Origin of the sequence: Mycobacterium sp. 852002-51613_SCH5001154 (assembly GCF_001667425.1) — a bacterium.
Classification (GTDB): domain Bacteria; phylum Actinomycetota; class Actinomycetes; order Mycobacteriales; family Mycobacteriaceae; genus Mycobacterium.
The window spans coordinates 1-21,464 of sequence record NZ_LZII01000032.1; the positions used below are offsets into that span (position 1 = coordinate 1).

Here is a 21,464-nt window from a genome sequence, read left to right on the forward strand (position 1 = left end):
GCTGATTATCGGGGGGCGCGGGTGGCCGTGGAGTGGCCCGCGCAGTTGCAGCAGCGGGTGCGTGAGGTGGCCGGTGAACACAATGCGACCAGTTTCATGGTGGTGCAGGCCGCGTTGGCGGTGGTGTTGGCCAAGCTGGGCGCGACTTCGGATGTCGCGGTGGGTTTTCCGATCGCCGGGCGTCGTGATCTCGCGCTGGACGAGTTGGTCGGCTTCTTCGTCAACACGCTGGTGTTGCGTACCGATCTATCCGGGAACCCGACCGTGGCTGAGCTTTTGGCTCAGGTGCAGCAGCGCAGCCTGGCCGCCTACGAACATCAGGACGTACCCTTCGAAGTCCTCGTGGAGCGGTTGCATCCAACCCGCAGCCTGAGCCACCACCCCCTCATCCAAGTCGTCTTAGCCTGGCAGAACCACGATTTCGCCGACCTCACCCTGGGTGACCTACAAATCACCCCGCTGCCGACGGACACCCACAGCGCCCGCATGGATCTGGTGTTCTCGCTGGCCGAACGCTGGACCGAGGACGGCCAGCCCGCCGGCATCGGAGGGGCGGTGGAATTCCGTACCGACGTATACAACACCACCCGCATCGAGGGAATGATCGAGCAACTGCACCACGTATTGGTCGCGATGACCACCGATCCCGCGCGTCGGCTCTCGTCGATCGATGTGCTCGATGCGAACGAGCACGCGCGGCTCGAGGTCATCGGCAACCGCGCGGTGCTGAGCCGGCCCGCGTCCCCGGGAACCTCGATCCCGGAGTTGTTCGCCACCCAGGTCGACCGCGCACCCGAGTCGGTGGCGATCACCTGCGGCGGGCGTCCGTGGACCTACGCCGAGGTCGAGCACTCCGCTAATCGGTTGGCGCACCTGCTGATTGAGTACGGCGCCGGCCCGGGGGAGTGCGTGGCGCTGCTGGCCGAGCGTTCGGCCCAGGCCGTCATCGCGATACTGGCGGTGCTCAAAACCGGGGCGGCCTACCTGCCCATCGACCCGGGGCTGCCCGCCGCGCGCATCCAGTTCATGCTCACCGACGCCATACCGCTCGCCGCGATCGCCAGCCCCGAGTTGCGGTCGCGGCTCGACGGGTCGGACCTCGCCGTCATCGACTTCGACGACCCCGAAATAGCAACCCAACCCAACGGCGGACCGGCGGCGCCGGACCCCGAGAACATCGCCTACATCATCTACACCTCGGGAACCACCGGAGTGCCCAAGGGCGTGGCAGTCACCCACCACAACGTCACCCAACTGCTCGAATCGGTGCACGAAGAGCTGGAACTCGGCGAGGTGTGGTCGCAATGCCACTCGCTGGCGTTCGACTTCTCGGTCTGGGAAATCTTCGGGCCGCTGCTCCGCGGCGGCCGGCTGGTCATCGTGCCCGAGAACGTCGTGCGCTCACCGGAAGACCTGCATGCCATGCTGGTTCGCGAGCAGGTCAGCGTGTTGAGCCACACCCCCTCGGCGGTGGCGGCGTTATCGCCGCAGGGTCTGGAGGCGGCGGCGACGCTGGTGATGGGCGGGGAGCCCTGTCCGCCCGAGGTGGTGGACCGGTGGGCGCCCGGGCGCGTGATGGTCAACCAATACGGTCCGACGGAGACCACCATGTACGCGGCGATGACCGCGCCGCTGGCGGCGGGAACCGGAGCGCCGCCGATCGGGTCGCCCGTGCCGGGTGCGGCGTTGTTCGTGTTGGATAAGTGGTTGCGGCCGGTGCCGGTCGGCGTGGTGGGCGAGTTGTATGTGGCCGGACGCGGCGTGGCGTGTGGGTACGTGAGCCGGTCGGGGTTGACCGCCTCGCGGTTCGTGGCATGCCCGCTCGGCGGGGCCGGGGCGCCTGGACAACGCATGTATCGCACCGGAGACCTGGCGTGCTGGGATCCCGATGGTCAGCTGCAATACCTTGGGCGGATCGACGAGCAGGTCAAGATCCGCGGCTACCGCATCGAGCTCGGCGAAATCCGCACGGCGCTAACCGGTTTGACCGGGGTCGCGCAGGCGGCCGTGGTCGTCCGCGAGGATCGACCCGGCGACAAGCGCCTCGTTGCTTACATCACCGGGACGGCCGAGCCCGCCCATGCCCGCGCCCAACTGGCCGACCGGTTGCCCAACTACATGGTCCCGGCCGCGGTCGTCGCACTGGATCAGCTGCCGCTGACGGTTAACGGCAAACTCGACAGCCGAGCACTGCCATCGCCCGACTACCAAACCGCCGAGAGTTATCGCGCGCCGGGCGACGCGGTCGAAGAGGTCCTCGGCGGCATTTACGCCCAGGTGCTGGGCGTGGACCGCGTCGGGGTCGACGACTCCTTCTTCGACCTGGGCGGCGACAGCATCTTGTCGATGCAGGTGGTGGCCCGGGCGCGGGCGGCCGGCGTCGTGTTCCGCCCGCGCGACATCTTCGTCGAGCAGACCGTGGCCAGGCTGGCCCGGGTGGCCGGAGTGGTCACCGACGACGACGTGATCGACGAGGGCATCGGCGAAGTCGTGGCCACCCCGATCATGCACTGGCTGCACCGGGTCGACGGGGCGGTCGACCAGTTCAACCAGGCCATGGTGGTCCAAGCCCCCGCGGGCGCCACCCATGACGACGTGGTGGCGCTGCTACAGGCCATGATCGATCGGCACCCCATGCTGCGGCTGCGCGTCGACGACGACGGCGCCGGCGGCTGGTCGCTGCAGGTGCCCGAACCCGGAACGGTCGACGCGCGCGGGTGCGTACGCACTGTCGACGTGTTGTCCGAAGCCGCGTTGGTAGCGGCGCGGTCGCGCTTGAACCCGGCCGCGGGGACGATGCTGCGGGCGGTATGGGCGGAGTCCACCGGCCGGTTGGCGCTGGTCGTCCACCACCTCGCTGTAGACGGAGTGTCGTGGCGAATCCTGTTGGAGGACTTGAACATCGCGTGGAGCCAGCTGCACAGCGGGCGGCCGGTGGCGCTGCCCGCGGGTGGGACGTCGTTCGCCCGCTGGTCGGCACTGCTGGCGGAGCACGCCCGCCGCCCCGAGGTTGTCGCGTTGGCGGACACCTGGCGCCGGGTGGCGGCGATCCCCGCCGCGTTGCCGGCGGTGCGCCCCGACGCGGATACCTATCAGACGGCCGAACAATTGTCGGTCTCACTGGATGTCGAAACCACTCGCTTGTTGCTGGGGGCAGTGCCGGCGGCGCTTCACGCCGGTGTCCAGGACATTTTGGTGGTCGCCCTCGGGTTGGCGATCAACGAATTCCTGGGCACCGGCGCGCCGCTTTCTATCGATATCGAGGGCCACGGCCGCCACGAAGACGTGGGCCCGCGCGTCGACCTGTCGCGCACGGTGGGGTGGTTCACGGCCAAATATCCGGTCGCGTTCACCCTGGGTAAGCCGGACTGGGCGAAGGTCAAAGCCGGTGACGGCGAGCTCGGCGCGCTCGTCAGGAACGCCAAAGAACAGTTGCGGGCACTGCCGGACGGGCTGACCTATGGGCTGCTGCGCTATCTGAATCCCGAAGTGGGACTGGATGGTCCGGATCCGGTGATCGGTTTCAACTACCTGGGACGGCTCGGTGGGGCGGCCGAGTTGCCAGCGGAATTGTGGCGACTCGACCAAGAGGGCCTGTCGCTGACCGCCGCGACCGCGGCGCTGCCCATGCCGCTGGGGCACACGCTGGAACTCAACGCCGGCACCGCGGAAACCGCGAATGGGCCTAGCCTGCGGGCGAATTGGACATGGGCGCCGTCAGCGCTCGGGCGCGTTCAAGTCAGCCGAGTCAGCCAATTGTGGTGTGACGCGCTGGCCGGCATCTGCGCGCACGTGCGAAACGGCGGGGGCGGATTGACCCCGTCGGACATCGCACCGGCCCGGCTGAGCCAGCAGGAGATCGACGAGGTGTGCGGCCGGCACCCGACCGCCGACGTGTTGCCGCTGACCCCGCTGCAGCAGGGCCTGCTTTTCCACGCCACTACCGAACGCGGCCCCGGCGACGACGTGTATGCGGTGCAACTGGACATCACCGTGTGCGGCCCGCTCGAGCCGCAGCGCCTTCGCGAGGCCGTGCACACCGTGCTGAACCGGCACCCCAATCTGGTGGCCCGGTTCTGCGAAGATTTCGACGAACCCGTGCAGCTCATCCCGGCCGACCCGGCGCTGGCCTGGCGCTATCTCCAACTCGACGCCGACGACCCGGACCCGGGCGAGCAGATCGGGCAGCTGTGCGCCGCCGAACGCGCTGCGGTCTGCGACCTCGCCGTCCGCCCGGCGTTCCGGGCCGCTTTGATCCGCACCGCAACCGACCGGCACCGCTTCGTCCTGACCGTCCACCACATCGTGATGGACGGATGGTCGCTGCCGATCCTGCTTCAGGAGATCTTCGCCGGCTATTACCGAGAGCGGTTGCCGCCGGCGGCGCCGTTTCGCAGCTACCTCAGCTGGCTCGCGGACCGAGACGTGGCGGCGGCAAAAGCCGCGTGGCGCCAGGCGTTCGACGGGTTCGACACCCCGACGTTGGTGCGCCCACCGGGTCGGGTAGGCCGGCGGGGCGTGGCCACCTTCCAAGTGCCGGCGGAGACGACGCGGGCCCTGAGCGGGCTGGCGCGCTCGTCGCACACCACCGTCAGCACCGTCCTGCAGGCCGCGTGGGCGCAGCTGTTGGCGTGGCTGACCGGCCACGACGACGTGGTCTTCGGCGCCGTGGTCTCGGGCCGGCCGGCCGAGGTGTCGGGCGCCGAGTCAATGGTGGGCTTGCTGATCAACACGGTTCCGGTGCGGGCCATCATCACCGGGGCAACCACCGTCGCCGGCCTGCTCGACCAGCTGCGCCGCGCCCATAATCACACGCTCGAACACCAGCATCTGGCGCTGTCCGAAATCCACCGCGCGACTGGACACGACCAGTTGTTCGACACCTTGTTCGTGTACGAAAACTATCCGGTCGACACCGCCGCATTGGCGGGCGTCCATGAGCTCACTGTCACCGACTTCACCAGCCGTGAGTTCAACCACTATCCGCTGTCGGTGCAAGCCGTTCCGGGTGAAGTGCTCGGCCTGCGTGTCGAATTCGACACCGACGTGTTCGACGCGGCCGGCATCGAGGCGATGGTCGAGCGGTTCCGTCGGTTGCTGGCGGGCATGACGGGCGACCCCACCCGCCTGATGTCGACGATCGATACGCTCCACGAGTCGGAGCACGCCCGTCTGGCCGGGTGGGGAAACCACGCGGTACTGAGCGACCCGGTGCCCGGGAGGTCGATTCCGGAGGTGTTCGCCACCCACGTGGCCCGTACGCCGGAGGCGGTGGCGCTGAGCTTCGACGGCACGTCCATGACGTATCAAAGACTGGACGAGGCCGCGAATCGCCTGGCGCACCGACTGGCGGGCCACGGCGCCGGCCCCGGTGCCTTTGTGGCGCTGCTGTTTTCGCGGTCCACCGACGCCATCGCCGCGATCCTGGCGGTGCTCAAGACGGGGGCGGCCTACCTGCCGATCGACCCCGGCCTACCGGCCGCGCGGGTCGGGTTCATGATCGCCGACGCCGCGCCGGTGGTCGCCGTCACCACCGCGGCCCTACGGTCGCGGCTCAATGGGTCTGATGTGCCGGTCGTCGACGTCAACGATCCGTCGGTGCGCACCCAACCCGCCACGGCGTTGCCCTCGCCCGCCCCGGAGGACATCGCGTACCTGATCTACACGTCCGGCACCACGGGTGTGCCCAAGGGCGTGGCGGTCACCCACCACAACGTGACCCAGCTGATGGCGTCGCTGCACGCGCCCCTGCCGGCGGCGGGCGTCTGGTCGCACTGCCACTCGCTGGGCTTCGACGTCTCGGTCCAGGAGATCTTCGGCGCGCTGCTCGACGGGGGGCGGCTGGTCGTGGTGCCCGAACCGGTGGTCCAGGCACCGGAAGAGCTGCGCGCGTTGCTGATTCGCGAACAAGTGAGCGTGCTGAGCCAAACCCCGTCCGAGGCGAGTGCGTTGTCGCCGGAGGGCCTGGATGCGGTGGCCCTGGTGATCGGTGGCGAGCCTTGCCCGGCCGAGCTGGTGGATCGGTGGGCGCCGGGCCGGGTGGTGGTCAACGCCTACGGCCCGACCGAGACCACCGTGGACGCGACGATTAGCGCCCCGCTGACCGGGGGAGCCGGAGCCCCGCCGATCGGCGCCCCGGTGTCCGGCGCCGCGATAATGGTGTTGGACAAGTGGTTACGGCCGGTGCCGGCCGGTATGGTCGGCGAGTTGTATGTCGCCGGCCGCGGTGTGGCGTGCGGGTATCTGGGCCGATCCGGGCTGACGTCGTCGCGCTTCGTGGCGTGCCCGTTCGGCGGGGCCGGGGCGCGCATGTATCGCACCGGGGACCTGGTGCGCTGGGGCTCCGACGGGCAGCTTCGTTATGTGCGGCGCGCCGATGACCAGGTCAAGATTCGGGGCTATCGCATCGAACTTGGTGAAATCCATTCGGCGCTGACCACTTTGGCCGGAGTCGAGCAGGCGGCGGTGATCGCCCGCGAGGGCCGGCTGGTGGGCTACATGACGGGAACCGCCGACCCGGCGGGGATCCGCTCCGCGCTCGCCGAGCGGTTGCCCGCCCACATGGTGCCCGCCGCGGTCGTCGCAATGGACGCGATCCCGTTGACGGTCAACGGCAAACTCGACACCCGGGCCCTGCCGGCGCCGGAATACCACGACACCGATTCCTACCGCGCCCCGGCGACGCCGGTCGAGGGCATCCTCGCCGAAATCTATGCCAGGGTATTGGGATTGGCCCGCGTCGGTGTCGAGGAATCGTTCTTCGACCTGGGTGGCGATTCGCTGACGGCCATGCGCCTGGTCGCCGCCGTCAACGCGGGATTGGATGCCCAGCTGTCGGTGCGTGCGGTGTTCGAGGCACCCACCATTCGCCGGCTGGCGCCGCTCCTTGCCGCGGGCGACGGTGCACCGGCGCGCGTGGTGGCCGGCGCGCGGCCGGCGGTGCTGCCCTTGTCGTTCGCGCAGTCCCGGCTGTGGTTCATCGATCAGCTGCACGGGCCCTCGCCGGTGTACAACATGGCCGCGGCGCTGCGCGTGCGCGGACACCTGGAAGCCGAGGCGTTGCGCGCCGCGCTGGCCGACGTGCTCGCCCGGCACGAAAGCCTGCGCACGGTGTTCGTCGCGACCGGGGGAACAGCCCAGCAGGTGGTGGTGCGGCCCGAGGACGCCGACCCCGGATGGGCAGTGGTGGACGCCACCGGCTGGTCCGCGACGCGGTTGGGTGAGGCCGTCGGAGCGGCCGCGGGGCATCCGTTCGACCTGACCGCCGAGCTGCCCCTGCGCGCAAAACTTTTCCGAGTGGCCGAGGCCGAGCACCTGCTGGTGGCCGTCGTGCATCACATCGCCGCCGACGGCTGGTCGCTCACCCCACTGGTGCGCGACCTCGGCGTCGCCTACGCCAGCCGGTGCGAGGGGCGGGCGCCGGGATGGGCGCCGCTGGCCGTGCAGTACGCCGACTACACGCTGTGGCAGCGGGCCCAACTCGGTGATCTCGACGACCCGGACAGCCCGATCGCCGGCCAGTTGCGGTACTGGCAGGACGCTTTGGCCGGGATGCCCGAGCGTCTCGAGTTGCCCACCGATCGGCCCTATCCGGCGGTGGCCGATTACCGCGGGGCGAGCGTGGAAGTCGACTGGCCGGCCGAGTTGCAGGACCGGGTACGCGAGGTGGCCCGGTCGCACAATGCGACCGGTTTCATGGTGATGCAGGCGGCCCTGGCGGTACTGCTCGCCAAGCTCAGTGCGAGCGCCGATGTGGCCGTGGGCTTTCCGATCGCCGGGCGCCGCGATCCCGTGCTCGACGAGGTCGTGGGCTTCTTCGTCAATACCTTGGTGCTGCGGGTGGATCTGGCCGGGGATCCCACCGTCGCCGAGCTGTTGGCCCAGGTGCGGCAGCGCAGCCTGGCCGCCTATGAGCACCAGGACGTGCCCTTCGAGCTGCTCGTGGAACGGCTGAACCCCACCCGCAGCCTGGGCCATCATCCGCTCGTCCAGGTGATGCTGGCCTGGCAGAACAACGACCCCACCGCCCTGAGCCTTGGCGATCTGCAGGTTACCCCGCTGCCGGTGGACACCCGCACCGCCCGCACGGATCTGTTGTTCTCGGTGGCCGAACGCTGGACCGACAACGGCCGCCCCGCCGGGATCGGCGGAGCCGTCGAGTTCCGTACCGACGTGTTCGACACCGCCACCGTCGCAACGCTTGTCGCACGGCTCCAGCGGGTGGTGGCGGCCATCACGGCCGACCCCGCCCGCCGGCTGTCGTCGATCGACGTGCTCGACGAGGCAGAACACGCCCGCCTCGAGGTCATCGGCAACCACGCCGCGCTCAATCAACCCGCGCCGACGGGACTGTCGATTCCCCAGCTGCTGGCCGCCCAGGTGAATCGCACCCCGGACGCGGTTGCGATCAGCTGCGGAAATCGCTCGTGGACCTACCGCCAATTCGACTCTGCCGCAAACCGATTGGCTCGGCTGTTGGCCGACCATGGCGCGGGTCCGGGACAGCGGGTGGCCCTGCTGATTCCCCGGTCGGCCGGGGCGGTCGCGGCGATGCTGGCGGTACTGAAATCCGGTGCGGCCTATGTGCCGATCGATCCGGGGCTGCCGGCGGCGCGGATCGGCTTCATGCTCACCGATGCCTCGCCGGTGGCCGTACTCACGACGAGCGAGCTGCGGTCGCGGCTCGATGGCTGCGGCCTCCCGGTAATCGAGATCGACGACCCGAGGGTGGACACGCTGCCCGATGCCGCGTTGCCGGCACCGGCCCCGGCGGACATCGCCTACGTCATCTACACGTCCGGTACGACCGGAATCCCCAAGGGGGTGGCGGTCACCCACCGCAGCGTCACCCAGCTCTTGGAGGCATTGGATGGGGAGCTGGAACTCGGGCAGGTGTGGACGCAGTGCCACTCGCTGGCGTTCGACTTCTCGGTGTGGGAGATCTTCGGCGCCCTGTTGCGCGGTGGCCGTCTGGTGGTCGTGCCCGACGCGGTGGTCCGATCACCAGAAGACCTGTATGCCTTGCTGGTTCGTGAACAGGTCAGCGTGCTGAGTCAGACGCCGTCCGCGTTCGACGCGCTGCAAACGGCCGATGCGCTCTCACCCGACCTCGCCCAGCAACTCAAGCTGCAGACGCTGGTGTTCGGTGGCGAGGCGCTCGAACCCCAGCGGCTGGGCAACTGGCTGGACAACCATCCGGGGCGGCCGCGGCTGATCAACATGTACGGCACCACCGAGACCACGGTGCACGCCTCGTTCCGCGAGATCGTCGCTTGGGACGCCGGCAGCGCGGGCAGCCCCATCGGAATTCCCCTGGCGCACCTCGCCTTCCTCGTGCTGGATGACTGGTTGCGGCCGGTGCCGGTCGGAGTGGTGGGCGAGTTGTATGTGGCGGGCCGGGGTCTGGCGTGTGGGTACGTGGGCCGGTCGGGCCTGACGGCGTCACGCTTCGTGGCGTGTCCGTCGGGAGCGCCTGGTCAACGGATGTATCGCACCGGGGATCTGGTGCGCTGGGGCGCCGACGGGCAGCTGCGCTACCTCGGGCGCGCGGACGATCAGGTCAAGATCCGCGGCTACCGCATCGAGCTCGGCGAAATCCGCGCGGCACTAGCGGGTTTGGACGGGGTGGAGCAGGCGGCGGTGATCGCCCGTGAAGACCGGCCGGGGGACAAGCGGCTGGTGGGCTACGTGACCGGGGCCGCCGAGCCGGCCCACATCCGCGCCGCACTCGCCGAGCGGTTGCCGGCCTACATGGTGCCCGCCGCGGTCGTCGCCGTGGACGCAATCCCGTTGACGGTCAACGGCAAACTCGACGCCCGCGCCCTGCCGGCGCCCGATTACCGCGACGCTCCTTACCGTGCCCCCGCCACGCCCACCGAAGAGATCCTGGCCGGCATCTACGCCCAGGTCCTCGGCCTCGACCGCGTCGGCGTCGACGACTCGTTCTTCGATCTGGGCGGGGATTCACTCGCGGCGATGCGCTTGATCGCCGCCGTCAACGCCGGTCTGAACGTCCACCTCGGGGTGCGGTCCCTGTTCGAGGCACCCACGATCCACCAGTTGGCGCCGCACCTCGGTGCGGACGGGGTGGGGCGCACGGCCCTGGTGGCGATCGAGCGTCCACCGGTGATCCCGTTGTCCTTCGCCCAATCCCGATTGTGGTTCCTCGACCAGTTGCAGGGGCCCTCGGCGGTGTACAACATGGCGGCGGCGTTGCGGCTGCAGGGCCGCCTGGACGCCGACGCGTTCGGTGCCGCGTTGGGCGACGTGGTGGCCCGCCACGAAAGCCTGCGCACGGTGTTCATCGCGGCCGAAGGGACCCCGCAACAGGTCGTGGTCGCGCCCGAGGACGCCGATGTCGGGTGGGACGTGGTCGACGCCACCACCTGGCCACCGGACCGGCTGGAAGAGGCCGTCGAGACGGTGGCGCACTACGCGTTCGACCTCGGCACCGAGATCCCCTTGCGCGCCTGGCTTTTCTGCACGGCCGAGGACGAACACGTGATGGTCTCGGTGCTGCACCATATCGCCGCCGACGGCTTGTCGCTCACGCCGCTGGTCCGTGACCTCGGCGTGGCCTACGCCAGCCGATGCGTGGGCACTGCGCCCGGATGGGCGCCGCTGGCGGTGCAGTACGCCGACTACACGCTGTGGCAGCGCGCCCAATTCGGCGACCTGGACGACCCGGACAGCCCGATCGCCGGGCAGGTGCGGTTCTGGGAACACAACCTGGCCGGGATGCCCGAGCGGCTCGAGTTGCCCACCGATCGGCCCTACCCGCTGGTGGCCGACCATCGCGGCGCCACGGTGGGTGTGCGGTGGCCGGTCGAGTTGCAGCGGCGGGTGCGTGAGGTGGCGCTTGCCCACAACGCGACCAGTTTCATGGTGGTCCAGGCCGCCCTGGCGGTGCTGTTGTCGGCGCTGAGCGGGAGCAGCGAGGTGGCCGTCGGCTTCCCGATCGCCGGCCGGCGCGACCCACTGCTCGACGACGTGGTGGGCTTCTTCGTCAACACCCTGGTGCTGCGGACGGATCTCGGCGGCGACCCGACGGTCGCGCAGGTGCTGGCGCAGGTCCGGGGGCGCAGCCTGGCCGCCTACGAGCACCAGGACGTTCCCTTCGAGGTGCTGGTGGAGCGGCTCCGCCCCGCCCGCAGCCTGAGCCATCACCCGCTCGTCCAGGTCATGCTGGCCTGGCAGAACAACGATCCCGCTGCCGTGAACCTGGGGGACCTGCAGGTCACCCCGCTGCCGGTGGACAGCCACACCGCGCGCATGGACCTGACCTTCTCGCTGGCCGAGCACTTCAGTGACGCCGGTGAGCCCGCCGGGATCGGCGGGCAGGTCGAATTCCGCACCGACGTGTTCGATGCCGGCACCGTCGAAACGCTGATCAATCGCCTGCACCGGGTGTTGTTGGCCGTCACCGCCGACCCCGCCCGGCCGTTGTCATCGATCGACGTGCTCGATGACGACGAGCGCGCCCGCCTCGACGAGTGGGGTAATCGCGCGGCGTCGAACCGGCCGGTGACCTGGCCGTCGATCCTGGAGCTGTTCGACGCCCAGGCGGCCCGCGCTCCCGAGGCGGTGGCGGTCAGCTGCGGCGACCGCTCGTTGACCTACCGCGAACTCGACCACGCCGCAAACCGGTTGGCACGCTTGCTGATTGGCCGCGGGGCCGGCCCGGGTGAATGCGTCGGGCTGTTCGTGGACCGCTCGGCCGAGGCGATCGTGGCGATTTTGGCGGTCCTCAAGACCGGGGCGGCGTACCTGCCGATCGATCCGGGGCTGCCCGCGCCGCGGATCGAGTTCATCCTCGCCGACGCCGCGCCGATCGCCGCGCTGACGACGGCCGGCCTCCGGTCGCGGCTGGACGGGTTCGAACTCGGCGTCATCGATGTCGACGACCCCGCCGTCGGTGCCCAGCCCGAGGGCGCGTTGCCGGCGCCGACCGCCGACGACATCGCCTATGTCATCTACACGTCCGGCACCACCGGGACCCCCAAGGGAGTCGCGGTCACCCATCGCAACGTCACACAGCTGTTCGGCCCCCTCGAAGCGCCCCTGCCGGCCGCGGGCGTGTGGTCGCAAAGCCACTCCCTGGTCTTCGACGTGTCGGTGTGGGAGATCTTCGGTGCGCTGTTGCACGGCGGGCGGGTGCTGGTGGTGCCCGACCCCACGGCCCGCTCGCCGCAGGAGCTGCACGCGCTGCTCACTGCCGAACAGGTCAGCGTGCTCACCCAGACACCGTCGGAGGCGGGAATGCTCGCCGTGGAGGGTCTGGACTCGGCGGCCTTGGTGGTGGCCGGTGAGGCTTGCCCGGAAGAGGTGGTGGACCGGTGGGCGCAGGGGCGGACGATGTTGAACGTCTACGGCCCGACCGAGTCCACGATGTGCGTGGCGATCAGTGCGCCGCTGGCGCCGGAGTCGGGCCCACCGCCGATCGGTTCACCGGTGCCCGGGGCCGCGCTGGTCGTCCTCGACGATTGGTTGCGGCCGGCGCCGGCCGGGGTCATCGGGGAGCTGTACGTAGCCGGAGCGGGGCTGACGTACGGCTACATGCGCCGAGCCGGTCTGACCGCGTCGCGGTTTGTGGCGTGCCCCTTCGGGGCGCCCGGCACTCGGATGTATCGCACCGGGGACTTGGTGTGCTGGGGCCCGGACGGGCAACTGCAGTACCTGGGCCGCGCCGACGAACAGGTCAAGATCCGCGGGCACCGCGTCGAACTCGGCGAGATCCGCACGACCCTGGCCGGTCTCGAGGGGGCCGGACACGTCGCGGTGATCGCCCGCGAGGACCGTCCCGGGGACAAGCGGCTAGTGGCGTACTTCACCGGGACCGCCGACCCGGCCGGACTGCGGACGGCGCTGGCCGACCGGCTACCCGCCTACATGGTCCCGGCCGCCGTGGTGAAGCTGGACGGACTGCCGCTCACGGTCAACGGCAAGCTCGACACCAGGGCGTTGCCGGCGCCGGACTACGCCGACGGTGACCGCTACCGCCCGCCCGCCACGCCGGTGGAGGAGACGCTGGCCGACATCTACGCCCAGGTCCTGGGGGTGGAGCGGGTCGGGGTCGAGGAGTCGTTCTTCGACCTCGGCGGCGATTCGCTGTCGGCGATGCGCCTGGTCGCCGCGATCCACGCTGCTCTGGATATCCACGTGCCGGTGCGAACCGTGTTCGATGCGCCGTCGGTGCGCAGCCTGAGTCAGCAGTTGGATCGGCACGATTTCGCGGCGGCGCACAACGCCGCGGCCAGCTTTGCGTCCGTGCACGGCCGTGAAGCCACCGAGGTGTATGCCAGCGACTTGACGCTGGACAAGTTCATCGACGCCACGACGCTGAGCAACGCGCCGTCGCTACCCGGCCCAAGCTCGAAGGTGCGGACGGTTCTGTTGACCGGTGCGACGGGCTTTCTGGGCCGCTACCTGGCGCTGCAGTGGCTCGAACAGCTGGAGCGGGTGGACGGCAAGCTGATCTGCCTGGTGCGCGCCGGTTCCGACGAGGAGGCATGGCAGCGGTTGGAGAAGACGTTCGACAGCGGCGACCCCCGACTGCTGGGCCACTTCGAGGGCCTGGCCGCCGACCATCTCGAGGTCGTCGCCGGCGACAAGGGCGCGCCGAACCTCGGCCTGAACCAGCAGACGTGGCAGCGGCTGGCCGACACCGTCGACCTGATCGTCGACTGCGCCGCACTGGTCAATGGCGTGCTGCCCTACAGCGAGCTGTTCGGCCCCAACGTGGCCGGCACCGCCGAGCTCATCCGGTTGGCGCTGACCACCAAACTCAAGCCCTACAGCTATGTTTCGACCGCAAACGTCGGCGACGGGGTCGATCGGGCGGCGTTCACCGAGGACGCCGACATCCGGGTCATCAGCCCCACCCGAATCATCGACGGCGGTTACTCCAACGGCTACGCCAACAGCAAGTGGTCCGGCGAGGTGTTGCTGCGGGAGTCCCACGACCTGTGCGGGTTGCCGGTCTCGGTGTTCCGCTGCGACATGCTGCTCGCCGACACCAGCTATGCGGGCCAACTGAATCTGTCGGACATGTTCACCCGGATGGTGCTGAGCATCGCGGCCACCGGGGTCGCGCCGCGCTCGTTCTATCGCCTCGACGCCGACGGCAACCCGCCGCGCGCGCACTTCGACGCGCTGCCCGTCGAATTCGCCGCCGAAGCGATCGCCACGCTGGGTGTGCAGGCGGTCGCCGGGTTCGAGACGTATCACGTGATGAACCCGCACGACGACGGCATCGGCATCGATCAGTACGTGGACTGGCTGGTCGATGCCGGCTATCCGATCGAGCGGATCGACGACTTCGGGGATTGGCTGCGGCGGTTCGAGGCCGCGCTGCAGGACTTGCCCGAGCGGCAGCGTCAACACTCGGTGCTCCCACTGCTGCAGTTGCCCGGCACCCAGCAGGTCGAGCCCGGCGAACCGGACCGCGGTTCGCTCGCGCCGACCGACCGCTTCCGCGCCGCGGTGCGAGAAGCCAAGATCGGCCCCGACACCGACGATCCGGATATCCCGCGCGTGACGGCGCCGGTGATCGTCAAGTACATCACCGATCTGCAACTGCTCGGACTGCTCTGAGCGCTGCTCGTAAACACTTCGGCATCAACGGCTTCCACGTCGGCGATCGGAACGCCCCGCGTGTTCGCTACACTCAAGTGCTCACTATGACAACAGCTCGCGTGCCCAAGTTGCCACTCGACGAAGCCACGGCCGCCGCCGACGAAGCGGCCGTGCCGAACTACATGGCCGAACTGAGCATCTTCCAGGTGCTGCTCAACCACCCGCCGCTGGCACGCGCCATCAACGACCTGCTCGCGACCATGCTCTGGCACGGTGCGCTCGATCCGCGGTTGCGCGAGTTGGTGATCATGCGGATCGGCTGGCTCACCGCATGCGACTACGAATGGACACAGCACTGGCGCGTCGCCTCGAGGCTGGGCGTGGCCCCCGAGGACCTGCTCGGCGTGCGCGACTGGCAGGCGCACGACGGGTTCGGACCCACCGAGCGCGCCGTGCTGGCCGCCACCGACGACGTGGTCCGCGACGGCGCGGTGAGCGCCGCGAGCTGGGCGGCCTGCGAGCGCGAATTGCAAGGCGACACAACGGTTCTCATCGAGCTCGTCTCCGCGATCGGCGCGTGGCGGATGGTCTCCTCGCTCCTGCACAGCCTCCAGGTCCCGCTCGAGGAGGGCGTGGCGAGCTGGCCGCCGGACGGCCGGTCGCCCGCGGACGCCGTCATCGATTGACATATCGATCGATAGCTCTTTAGCGTCGGGCAATGCGTACCAGAGTCGCTGAGATGCTCGGCGTCGAGTTCCCCATCTGCGCCTTCAGTCACTGCCGCGATGTGGTGGCCGCGGTGACCAATGCGGGTGGGTTCGGCATCCTCGGCGCGGTGGCGCACAGTCCCCAGCGGCTGCAGAACGAACTGAACTGGATCGAGGAGCAGACGGGGGGCAAGCCCTTCGGGGTCGACCTGCTGCTGCCGCCGAAGTACGTCGGCGCGGACGAAGGCGGCATCGACGCCAAACAAGCGCGGGCGCTGCTGCCCGAGGAGCACCGCGCGTTCGTCGACGACATCCTCGCCCGCTACGGAATCACGGCGCCGGCCCAGGAGCCGCGCGGCTCCGCCGGCGGCCTCAACATCTCGCCCAAGGGCTACGAGCCGCTGCTGGACGTGGTGTTCGCCCATGACATCCGGCTGATCGCCAGCGCGCTGGGCCCACCCCCGGCGGACCTCGTCGAACGCGCCCACGGCCGCGACGTGCTGGTGGCCGCGCTGGCCGGCACCACGCGCCACGCGGAACGGCATGCGGCCGCGGGGGTTGACCTGATCGTCGCGCAAGGCACCGAGGCCGGGGGACACACCGGCGAGGTCGCCACCATGGTCCTGGTTCCCGAGGTCGTCGATGCCGTGTCGCCCGTGCCGGTTCTCGCCGCCGGCGGCATCGCCCGAGGCCGCCAGATCGCGGCCGCGCTGGCCCTCGGCGCCGAAGGCGTGTGGTGCGGGTCGGTGTGGCTGACCACCGAGGAGGCCGAGACGCCGCCGGTGGTCAAGGACAAGTTCCTGGCCGCCAGCTCCTCCGACACGGTGCGGTCGCGGTCGATGACGGGCAAGCCGGCGCGGATGCTGCGGACGGCCTGGACCGACGAATGGGAGCGCCCGGAAAAACCCGACCCGCTCGGCATGCCGTTGCAGACCGCGCTGGTCACCGAACCGCAGGTACGCATCAACTCCGCGGCCGCGCACCCCGGCGCCAAGGCGCGCGAGCTGGCCACCTACTTCGTCGGACAGGTGGTCGGCTCCCTCGACCGGGTCCGGCCCGCGCGAACGGTTGTGCTCGACATGGTCGAGGAGTTCATCGACACCATCGGGCGGCTCGAGGGCCTCGTCGAGAAGTGACAGGGCTTTCCCCGCAAGGGTTTTGACCCCTATCCGGCCGGGGCCGGCAAACAAAAGATGAACAATCGGTGCCGACCGGGCGCGTCATTCCCGCAGGTCAAAGGCTCGAACCTGGCCGAATCCTGTGGAGGCGCCCCGGAAAACCGTAAAGATCGCGAAACGTGGCCCCGAGGAGTTTGACCCGGTCGGACCCGTCGTGCATTATCGGTCGGGTATGCACCTCGTTAGGTGAGGCGTCTACACGAATACAGGCCACTGACCCCGAACGTCGAAAGACGCCCCGGGTCAGGACAGCTCCTCCCGGCTTAAGGGTTGAGCCCAGGTGGCTTCCGGAATACCGGACACGTCGTGTGGTGCCGAAGCTCTGACGAGAGGGGTGCGGATCTCCGACGGTCGTCGGGTTTTCGCTCCTCATGCTGCGCGCAAGCCGCGTGCGGATGACCGCACGCGTTCGTGACCGCGAGGAGGTGAGGGACACATGAGTTCCAGCGACAGTCCGGACCGAAGTCCGAACTCCGTCTCGTCCCGATCCGGTCTCCGGCACGACGTTCTCAGCTGAGCGTCGCAACGCTAAGTGGCTTATCGGCCAAGCGTTCTGGGATCGGAACCGCGACGGGACTTCGACGCGTCAGTCCAGATAGTCCCCGTTAGAAATCCCCTCCAGGAGGCGACCATGACCGCAGCTCTCTACGACGAAGTGGTAACCCAAGCGCCCGCCCGCACACTGACGGTGGTGCGCGACAACGACACAACTCAGGTCCCGGCCAAGAAGGCCACCCGCCAGGTCACCAAGCAGCCCGTTCTCGCCGGCGACCCGCTGGTGGAGGGCGCCACCCGCCTGTTGAGCGTCCCCCTGCGGCACGTCTACGCGGCCCTGTGGCGCGTCGGTGTGCTCGAGGTGCAGGCCTGATCCGATGAGCAGCGACCAACCGAGGCTCCAAGGGGCTACCCGGCCGCAGGTGTTTCCTGAGGCCAGGTAGCCCCTTGGGGCACTCCGCCTGAGTAGAATCGACCCACTGGCGTTGATCCGGCATCACCGGGGAGCCTTCGGAAGAACAGCCGGCTTCTTTCTCTGGCCAGCTCAGTAGAACCGAACGGGTGGGCCCGTCACAGCCTCCAACGAGCGGCCACGCGGCAGCGTGGCAAGCGGGGTGGTACCGCGGCGCTCGCGCAGGCAGCGCGTCGTCGTCCCCAACAGGCGCTACCAGTGCCCAACGGCACTGAGGCACAGGAGACGACGCACAAAGTGACTTCAAGTGACCCTGACGTCAAGGCCTATCCGAAACTGGTCGGCGGCGCGCCCGACTTCCCGGCCCTCGAACTCGAGGTCCTCGACTACTGGGCCCGCGACGACACCTTCCGGGCCAGCATCGCCCGCCGCGAGGGCGCCCGGGAATACGTGTTCTACGACGGCCCGCCCTTCGCCAACGGGCTGCCGCACTATGGGCACCTGCTCACCGGCTACGTGAAGGACATCGTCCCGCGGTACCGCACCATGCGCGGCTACAAGGTGGAGCGTCGCTTCGGCTGGGACACCCACGGGTTGCCCGCCGAGCTCGAAGTCGAGCGCCAGCTCGGCATCAACGACAAATCGCAGATCGACGACATGGGGATCGCCGCGTTCAACGACGCGTGCCGGGAATCGGTGTTGCGCTACACCGACGAGTGGCAGGCCTATGTCACCCGCCAGGCCCGCTGGGTGGACTTCGACAACGACTACAAGACGCTCGACCTGTCCTACATGGAGTCGGTGATCTGGGCGTTCAAGCAACTCTGGGACAAGGGCCTGGCCTACGAGGGCTACCGCGTCCTGCCCTACTGCTGGCGCGACGAAACCCCGCTGTCCAACCACGAATTGCGCATGGACGACGACGTCTACCAGAGCCGCCAAGACCCGGCGCTCACCGTGGGTTTCAAGGTGGTCGGCGGCACGCTGGACGGCGCGCACCTGCTGGTGTGGACGACGACGCCGTGGACCCTGCCGTCGAACCTGGCGGTCGCGGTCAACCCCGAGGTCAGCTACGTCGAGGTCCGGTCCGGCGATCAGCGTTTCGTGCTGGCCGAGCCGAGGCTGGCCGCCTACGCCCGCGAGCTCGGCGAAGAACCCGAGATCCTGAGCACCCGCTCCGGGGCCGAGCTGCTCGGCACGCGATACCTGCCGCCGTTCCCGTATTTCATGGACAGCCCCAAGGCTTTTCAGGTGCTGCCCGGGGAGTTCGTCACTACCGAGGACGGCACCGGCATCGTGCACATGGCCCCGGCCTACGGCGAGGACGACATGGCGACCACCGACAAGGTCGGCATCGTGCCCGTCACCCCGGTCGACTCCAAGGGCCGTTTCGACGCCACCGTCCCGGATTACCAGGGTCAGCACGTCTTTGACGCCAACCCGCACATCATCCGCGACCTGAAGAACGGCACCGGCCCGGCGGCGGCCAACGGCGCGGTGCTGCTGCGCCACGAAACCTACGAGCACCCCTACCCGCACTGCTGGAGGTGCCGCAATCCGCTGATCTACCGGGCCGTCTCGTCCTGGTTCGTCACCGTCACCGCCTTCCGCGACCGGATGGTCGAACTCAACCAGCAGATCACCTGGTACCCCGAACACGTCAAGGACGGCCAGTTCGGCAAGTGGCTGCAGGGCGCTCGCGACTGGTCGATCTCCCGAAATCGATACTGGGGCAGCCCCATTCCGGTGTGGAAATCCGACGACCCGGCATACCCCCGCATCGACGTCTACGGCAGCCTCGACGAGCTGGAACGCGACTTCGGGGTGCGGCCCACCAACCTGCACCGGCCCTACATCGACGAGCTGACTCGCCCCAATCCCGACGACCCGACCGGCCGCAGCACCATGCGGCGCATCCCCGACGTGCTCGACGTGTGGTTCGACTCGGGGTCCATGCCGTATGCCCAGGTGCACTACCCGTTCGAGAACCGCGACTGGTTCGACACCCACTACCCGGGCGACTTCATCGTCGAATACATCGGCCAGACCCGCGGCTGGTTTTACACGCTGCACGTGCTGGCCACCGCGCTCTTCGACCGGCCATCATTCAAAACCTGTGTCGCGCATGGGATTGTGCTGGGCTCCGACGGGCAGAAGATGAGCAAGTCGCTGCGCAACTACCCGGACGTGTCCGAGGTGTTCGACCGCGACGGCTCCGACGCCATGCGGTGGTTCCTGATGGCCTCGCCGATCCTGCGCGGCGGCAACCTGATCGTCACGGAGCAGGGCATTCGCGAGGGTGTGCGCCAGGTCCTGTTGCCGTTGTGGAACGCCTACAGCTTCCTGGCCCTCTATGCGCCCAAAGTCGGCACCTGGCGCGCCGATTCGCGGCAGGTCCTGGACCGCTACATCCTGGCCAAGCTCGCCGAACTGCGCGACGACCTCACCCGGGAAATGGATACGTGCGACATCTCCCGGGCCTGCGAGCAGCTGCGTCAATTCACCGAGGCGTTGACGAATTGGTATGTGCGGCGGTCACGTTCGCGGTTCTGGGAGGAAGACGCCGACGCCATCGATACCCTGCACACGGTGCTCGAGGTGACGACCAGGCTGGCCGCGCCGCTGCTTCCGTCGGTCACCGAGATCATCTGGCGCGGTCTCACCGGCGGGCGCTCGGTGCACCTGACCGACTGGCCGGAAGAAGGTGTGGTGCCCGCGGACCCCGACCTGGTGGCCGCGATGGATCAGGTGCGCGAGGTGTGCTCGGCGGCGTCGTCCCTGCGTAAGGCGAAGAAGCTGCGGGTGCGCCTGCCGTTGCCGAAACTGACTGTGGCGGTGGATGATCCGCAGCGGCTGGCCCCGTTCGCCGACCTGATCGCCGACGAGCTCAACGTCAAGAGCGTCGAGTTGACCGACGCCATCGACACCTACGGGCGGTTCGAGCTCACCGTCAACGCCCGGGTGGCCGGGCCGCGGCTGGGCAAGGATGTGCAGGCCGCCATCAAGGCGGTGAAGGCGGGGGAGGGCGTCGTCAACCCCGACGGCACGCTGACGGCGGGCCCCGCGGTGCTGCAACCCGAGGAGTACAGCTCCCGGCTGGTCGCCGCAGACCCGGAGTTCACCGCGGCGCTGCCCGACGGGGCGGGGCTGGTGGTGCTGGACGGCACGGTCACCCCGGAGCTGGAGGCCGAGGGTTGGGCCAAGGACCGCATCCGCGAGCTGCAGGACCTGCGCAAGTCGACCGGCCTGGACGTGTCCGACCGGATCTCCGTGGTGATGTCGGTGCCGGCTGAGCGGGCGGACTGGGCGCGCTCGCACCGCGACCTGATCGCCGGTGAGATCCTGGCCACCAGCTTCGAATTCGGCGAACCGGCCGACGGCGCCGACATCGGCGACGGCGTGCGGGTGAGCATCGCCAAGGTCTAGCGGCACAGAACCCCGGTCGGGGGTTTGGAAAAAGTTCCGAAAAAAGTGTCCAAGCCGTGCGGGCCGGCTGCTCATACCTGTGACGGCGGCCCACTGGGGGTCGCGACCACAGTTAAGGAACACCCATGAGCACCATCGAGGACTTCCCGTCGACGACATTCGCCGCCCTCCCGCACGAGGATCTGACCGTCGCCGAGGCGTGGGCGTCGAGCCCGCTGGGCGACCCCACGATCGAGGACGGTTCCTCGGCCCAACCCGTCGAGTCTGAGGATTCTCCGGCCACGACCGTGATCGCGAAGCCGCGCTCGTGGGGAACGAATGCCCTGGTCGCCGGGGCCGTGGTCGCGGCGCTCGGAGCGGTCGCCGGGCTCGGCCTGCTGCTCATCGACGGGTCGGGCTCCAAGGAGCTGAAGCCCACCGTCGTGGCGCCGAATGCCAGCGTCGGCTCGGTGCAGCCGCAGGCTCCCAGCGCGGTTGCGCCGCCGCCGGTGGCGCCGGCCCCGCCGTCGGCGCCCGCCCCTGCTGACGCCGCTCAGGTCTCGCCCGGACCCGTCAGCCGCGGGGATGCACCCGTCGTGATCGTGCCCGCACCGCCGCCCGCGGCGGCCCCGGCCGGACCCCCCGCACCGGCGGGACGTTGACCGTCCCGTTGGGCGGGGGCGGCGGGGGGCC

At 69.3% G+C, this 21,464-nt stretch carries 6 protein-coding genes and 1 riboswitch; all 6 genes read left to right on the forward strand.

Annotated elements, in window-relative coordinates:
- On the forward strand, positions 1 to 14,592 hold a 14,592-nt coding region (locus A5750_RS08390; protein ID WP_156664297.1), incomplete at its 5' end, for a non-ribosomal peptide synthetase.
- An 86-nt stretch (positions 14,593 to 14,678) separates the two neighbouring features.
- Positions 14,679 to 15,260, forward strand: coding sequence for a carboxymuconolactone decarboxylase family protein (locus tag A5750_RS08395; RefSeq protein ID WP_066953319.1), 582 nt, complete (start codon positions 14,679 to 14,681; stop codon positions 15,258 to 15,260).
- A gap of 32 nt (positions 15,261 to 15,292) precedes the next feature.
- Positions 15,293 to 16,417, forward strand: coding sequence for a nitronate monooxygenase family protein (locus tag A5750_RS08400; protein WP_066953318.1), 1,125 nt, complete (start codon positions 15,293 to 15,295; stop codon positions 16,415 to 16,417).
- Positions 16,418 to 16,630: 213 nt separating this feature from the next.
- Positions 16,631 to 16,800: riboswitch (M-box (ykoK) riboswitch) on the forward strand.
- Between the two features lie 290 nt (positions 16,801 to 17,090).
- Positions 17,091 to 17,327, forward strand: a complete 237-nt coding sequence (locus A5750_RS08405) for an Rv1535 family protein (RefSeq protein WP_067262010.1) — start codon at positions 17,091 to 17,093, stop codon at positions 17,325 to 17,327.
- 336 nt (positions 17,328 to 17,663) lie between these two features.
- A complete protein-coding gene (gene ileS / locus A5750_RS08410) occupies positions 17,664 to 20,792 on the forward strand; it encodes an isoleucine--tRNA ligase (RefSeq protein WP_066953352.1) in 3,129 nt (1,042 codons plus the stop codon).
- 125 nt (positions 20,793 to 20,917) lie between these two features.
- Positions 20,918 to 21,433 (forward strand): hypothetical protein, encoded by a 516-nt coding sequence (locus A5750_RS08415; protein ID WP_067262012.1) that lies wholly within the window; start codon positions 20,918 to 20,920, stop codon positions 21,431 to 21,433.
- Positions 21,434 to 21,464: the final 31 nt, after the last annotated feature.

Coding starts and splice junctions, on each gene's coding strand:
- A5750_RS08400 (WP_066953318.1), top strand. CDS start 15,293: ATGCGTACCAGAGTCGCTGAGATGCTCGGCGTCGAGTTCCCCATCTGC.
- A5750_RS08395 (WP_066953319.1), top strand. CDS start 14,679: ATGACAACAGCTCGCGTGCCCAAGTTGCCACTCGACGAAGCCACGGCC.
- A5750_RS08415 (WP_067262012.1), top strand. CDS start 20,918: ATGAGCACCATCGAGGACTTCCCGTCGACGACATTCGCCGCCCTCCCG.
- A5750_RS08405 (WP_067262010.1), top strand. CDS start 17,091: ATGACCGCAGCTCTCTACGACGAAGTGGTAACCCAAGCGCCCGCCCGC.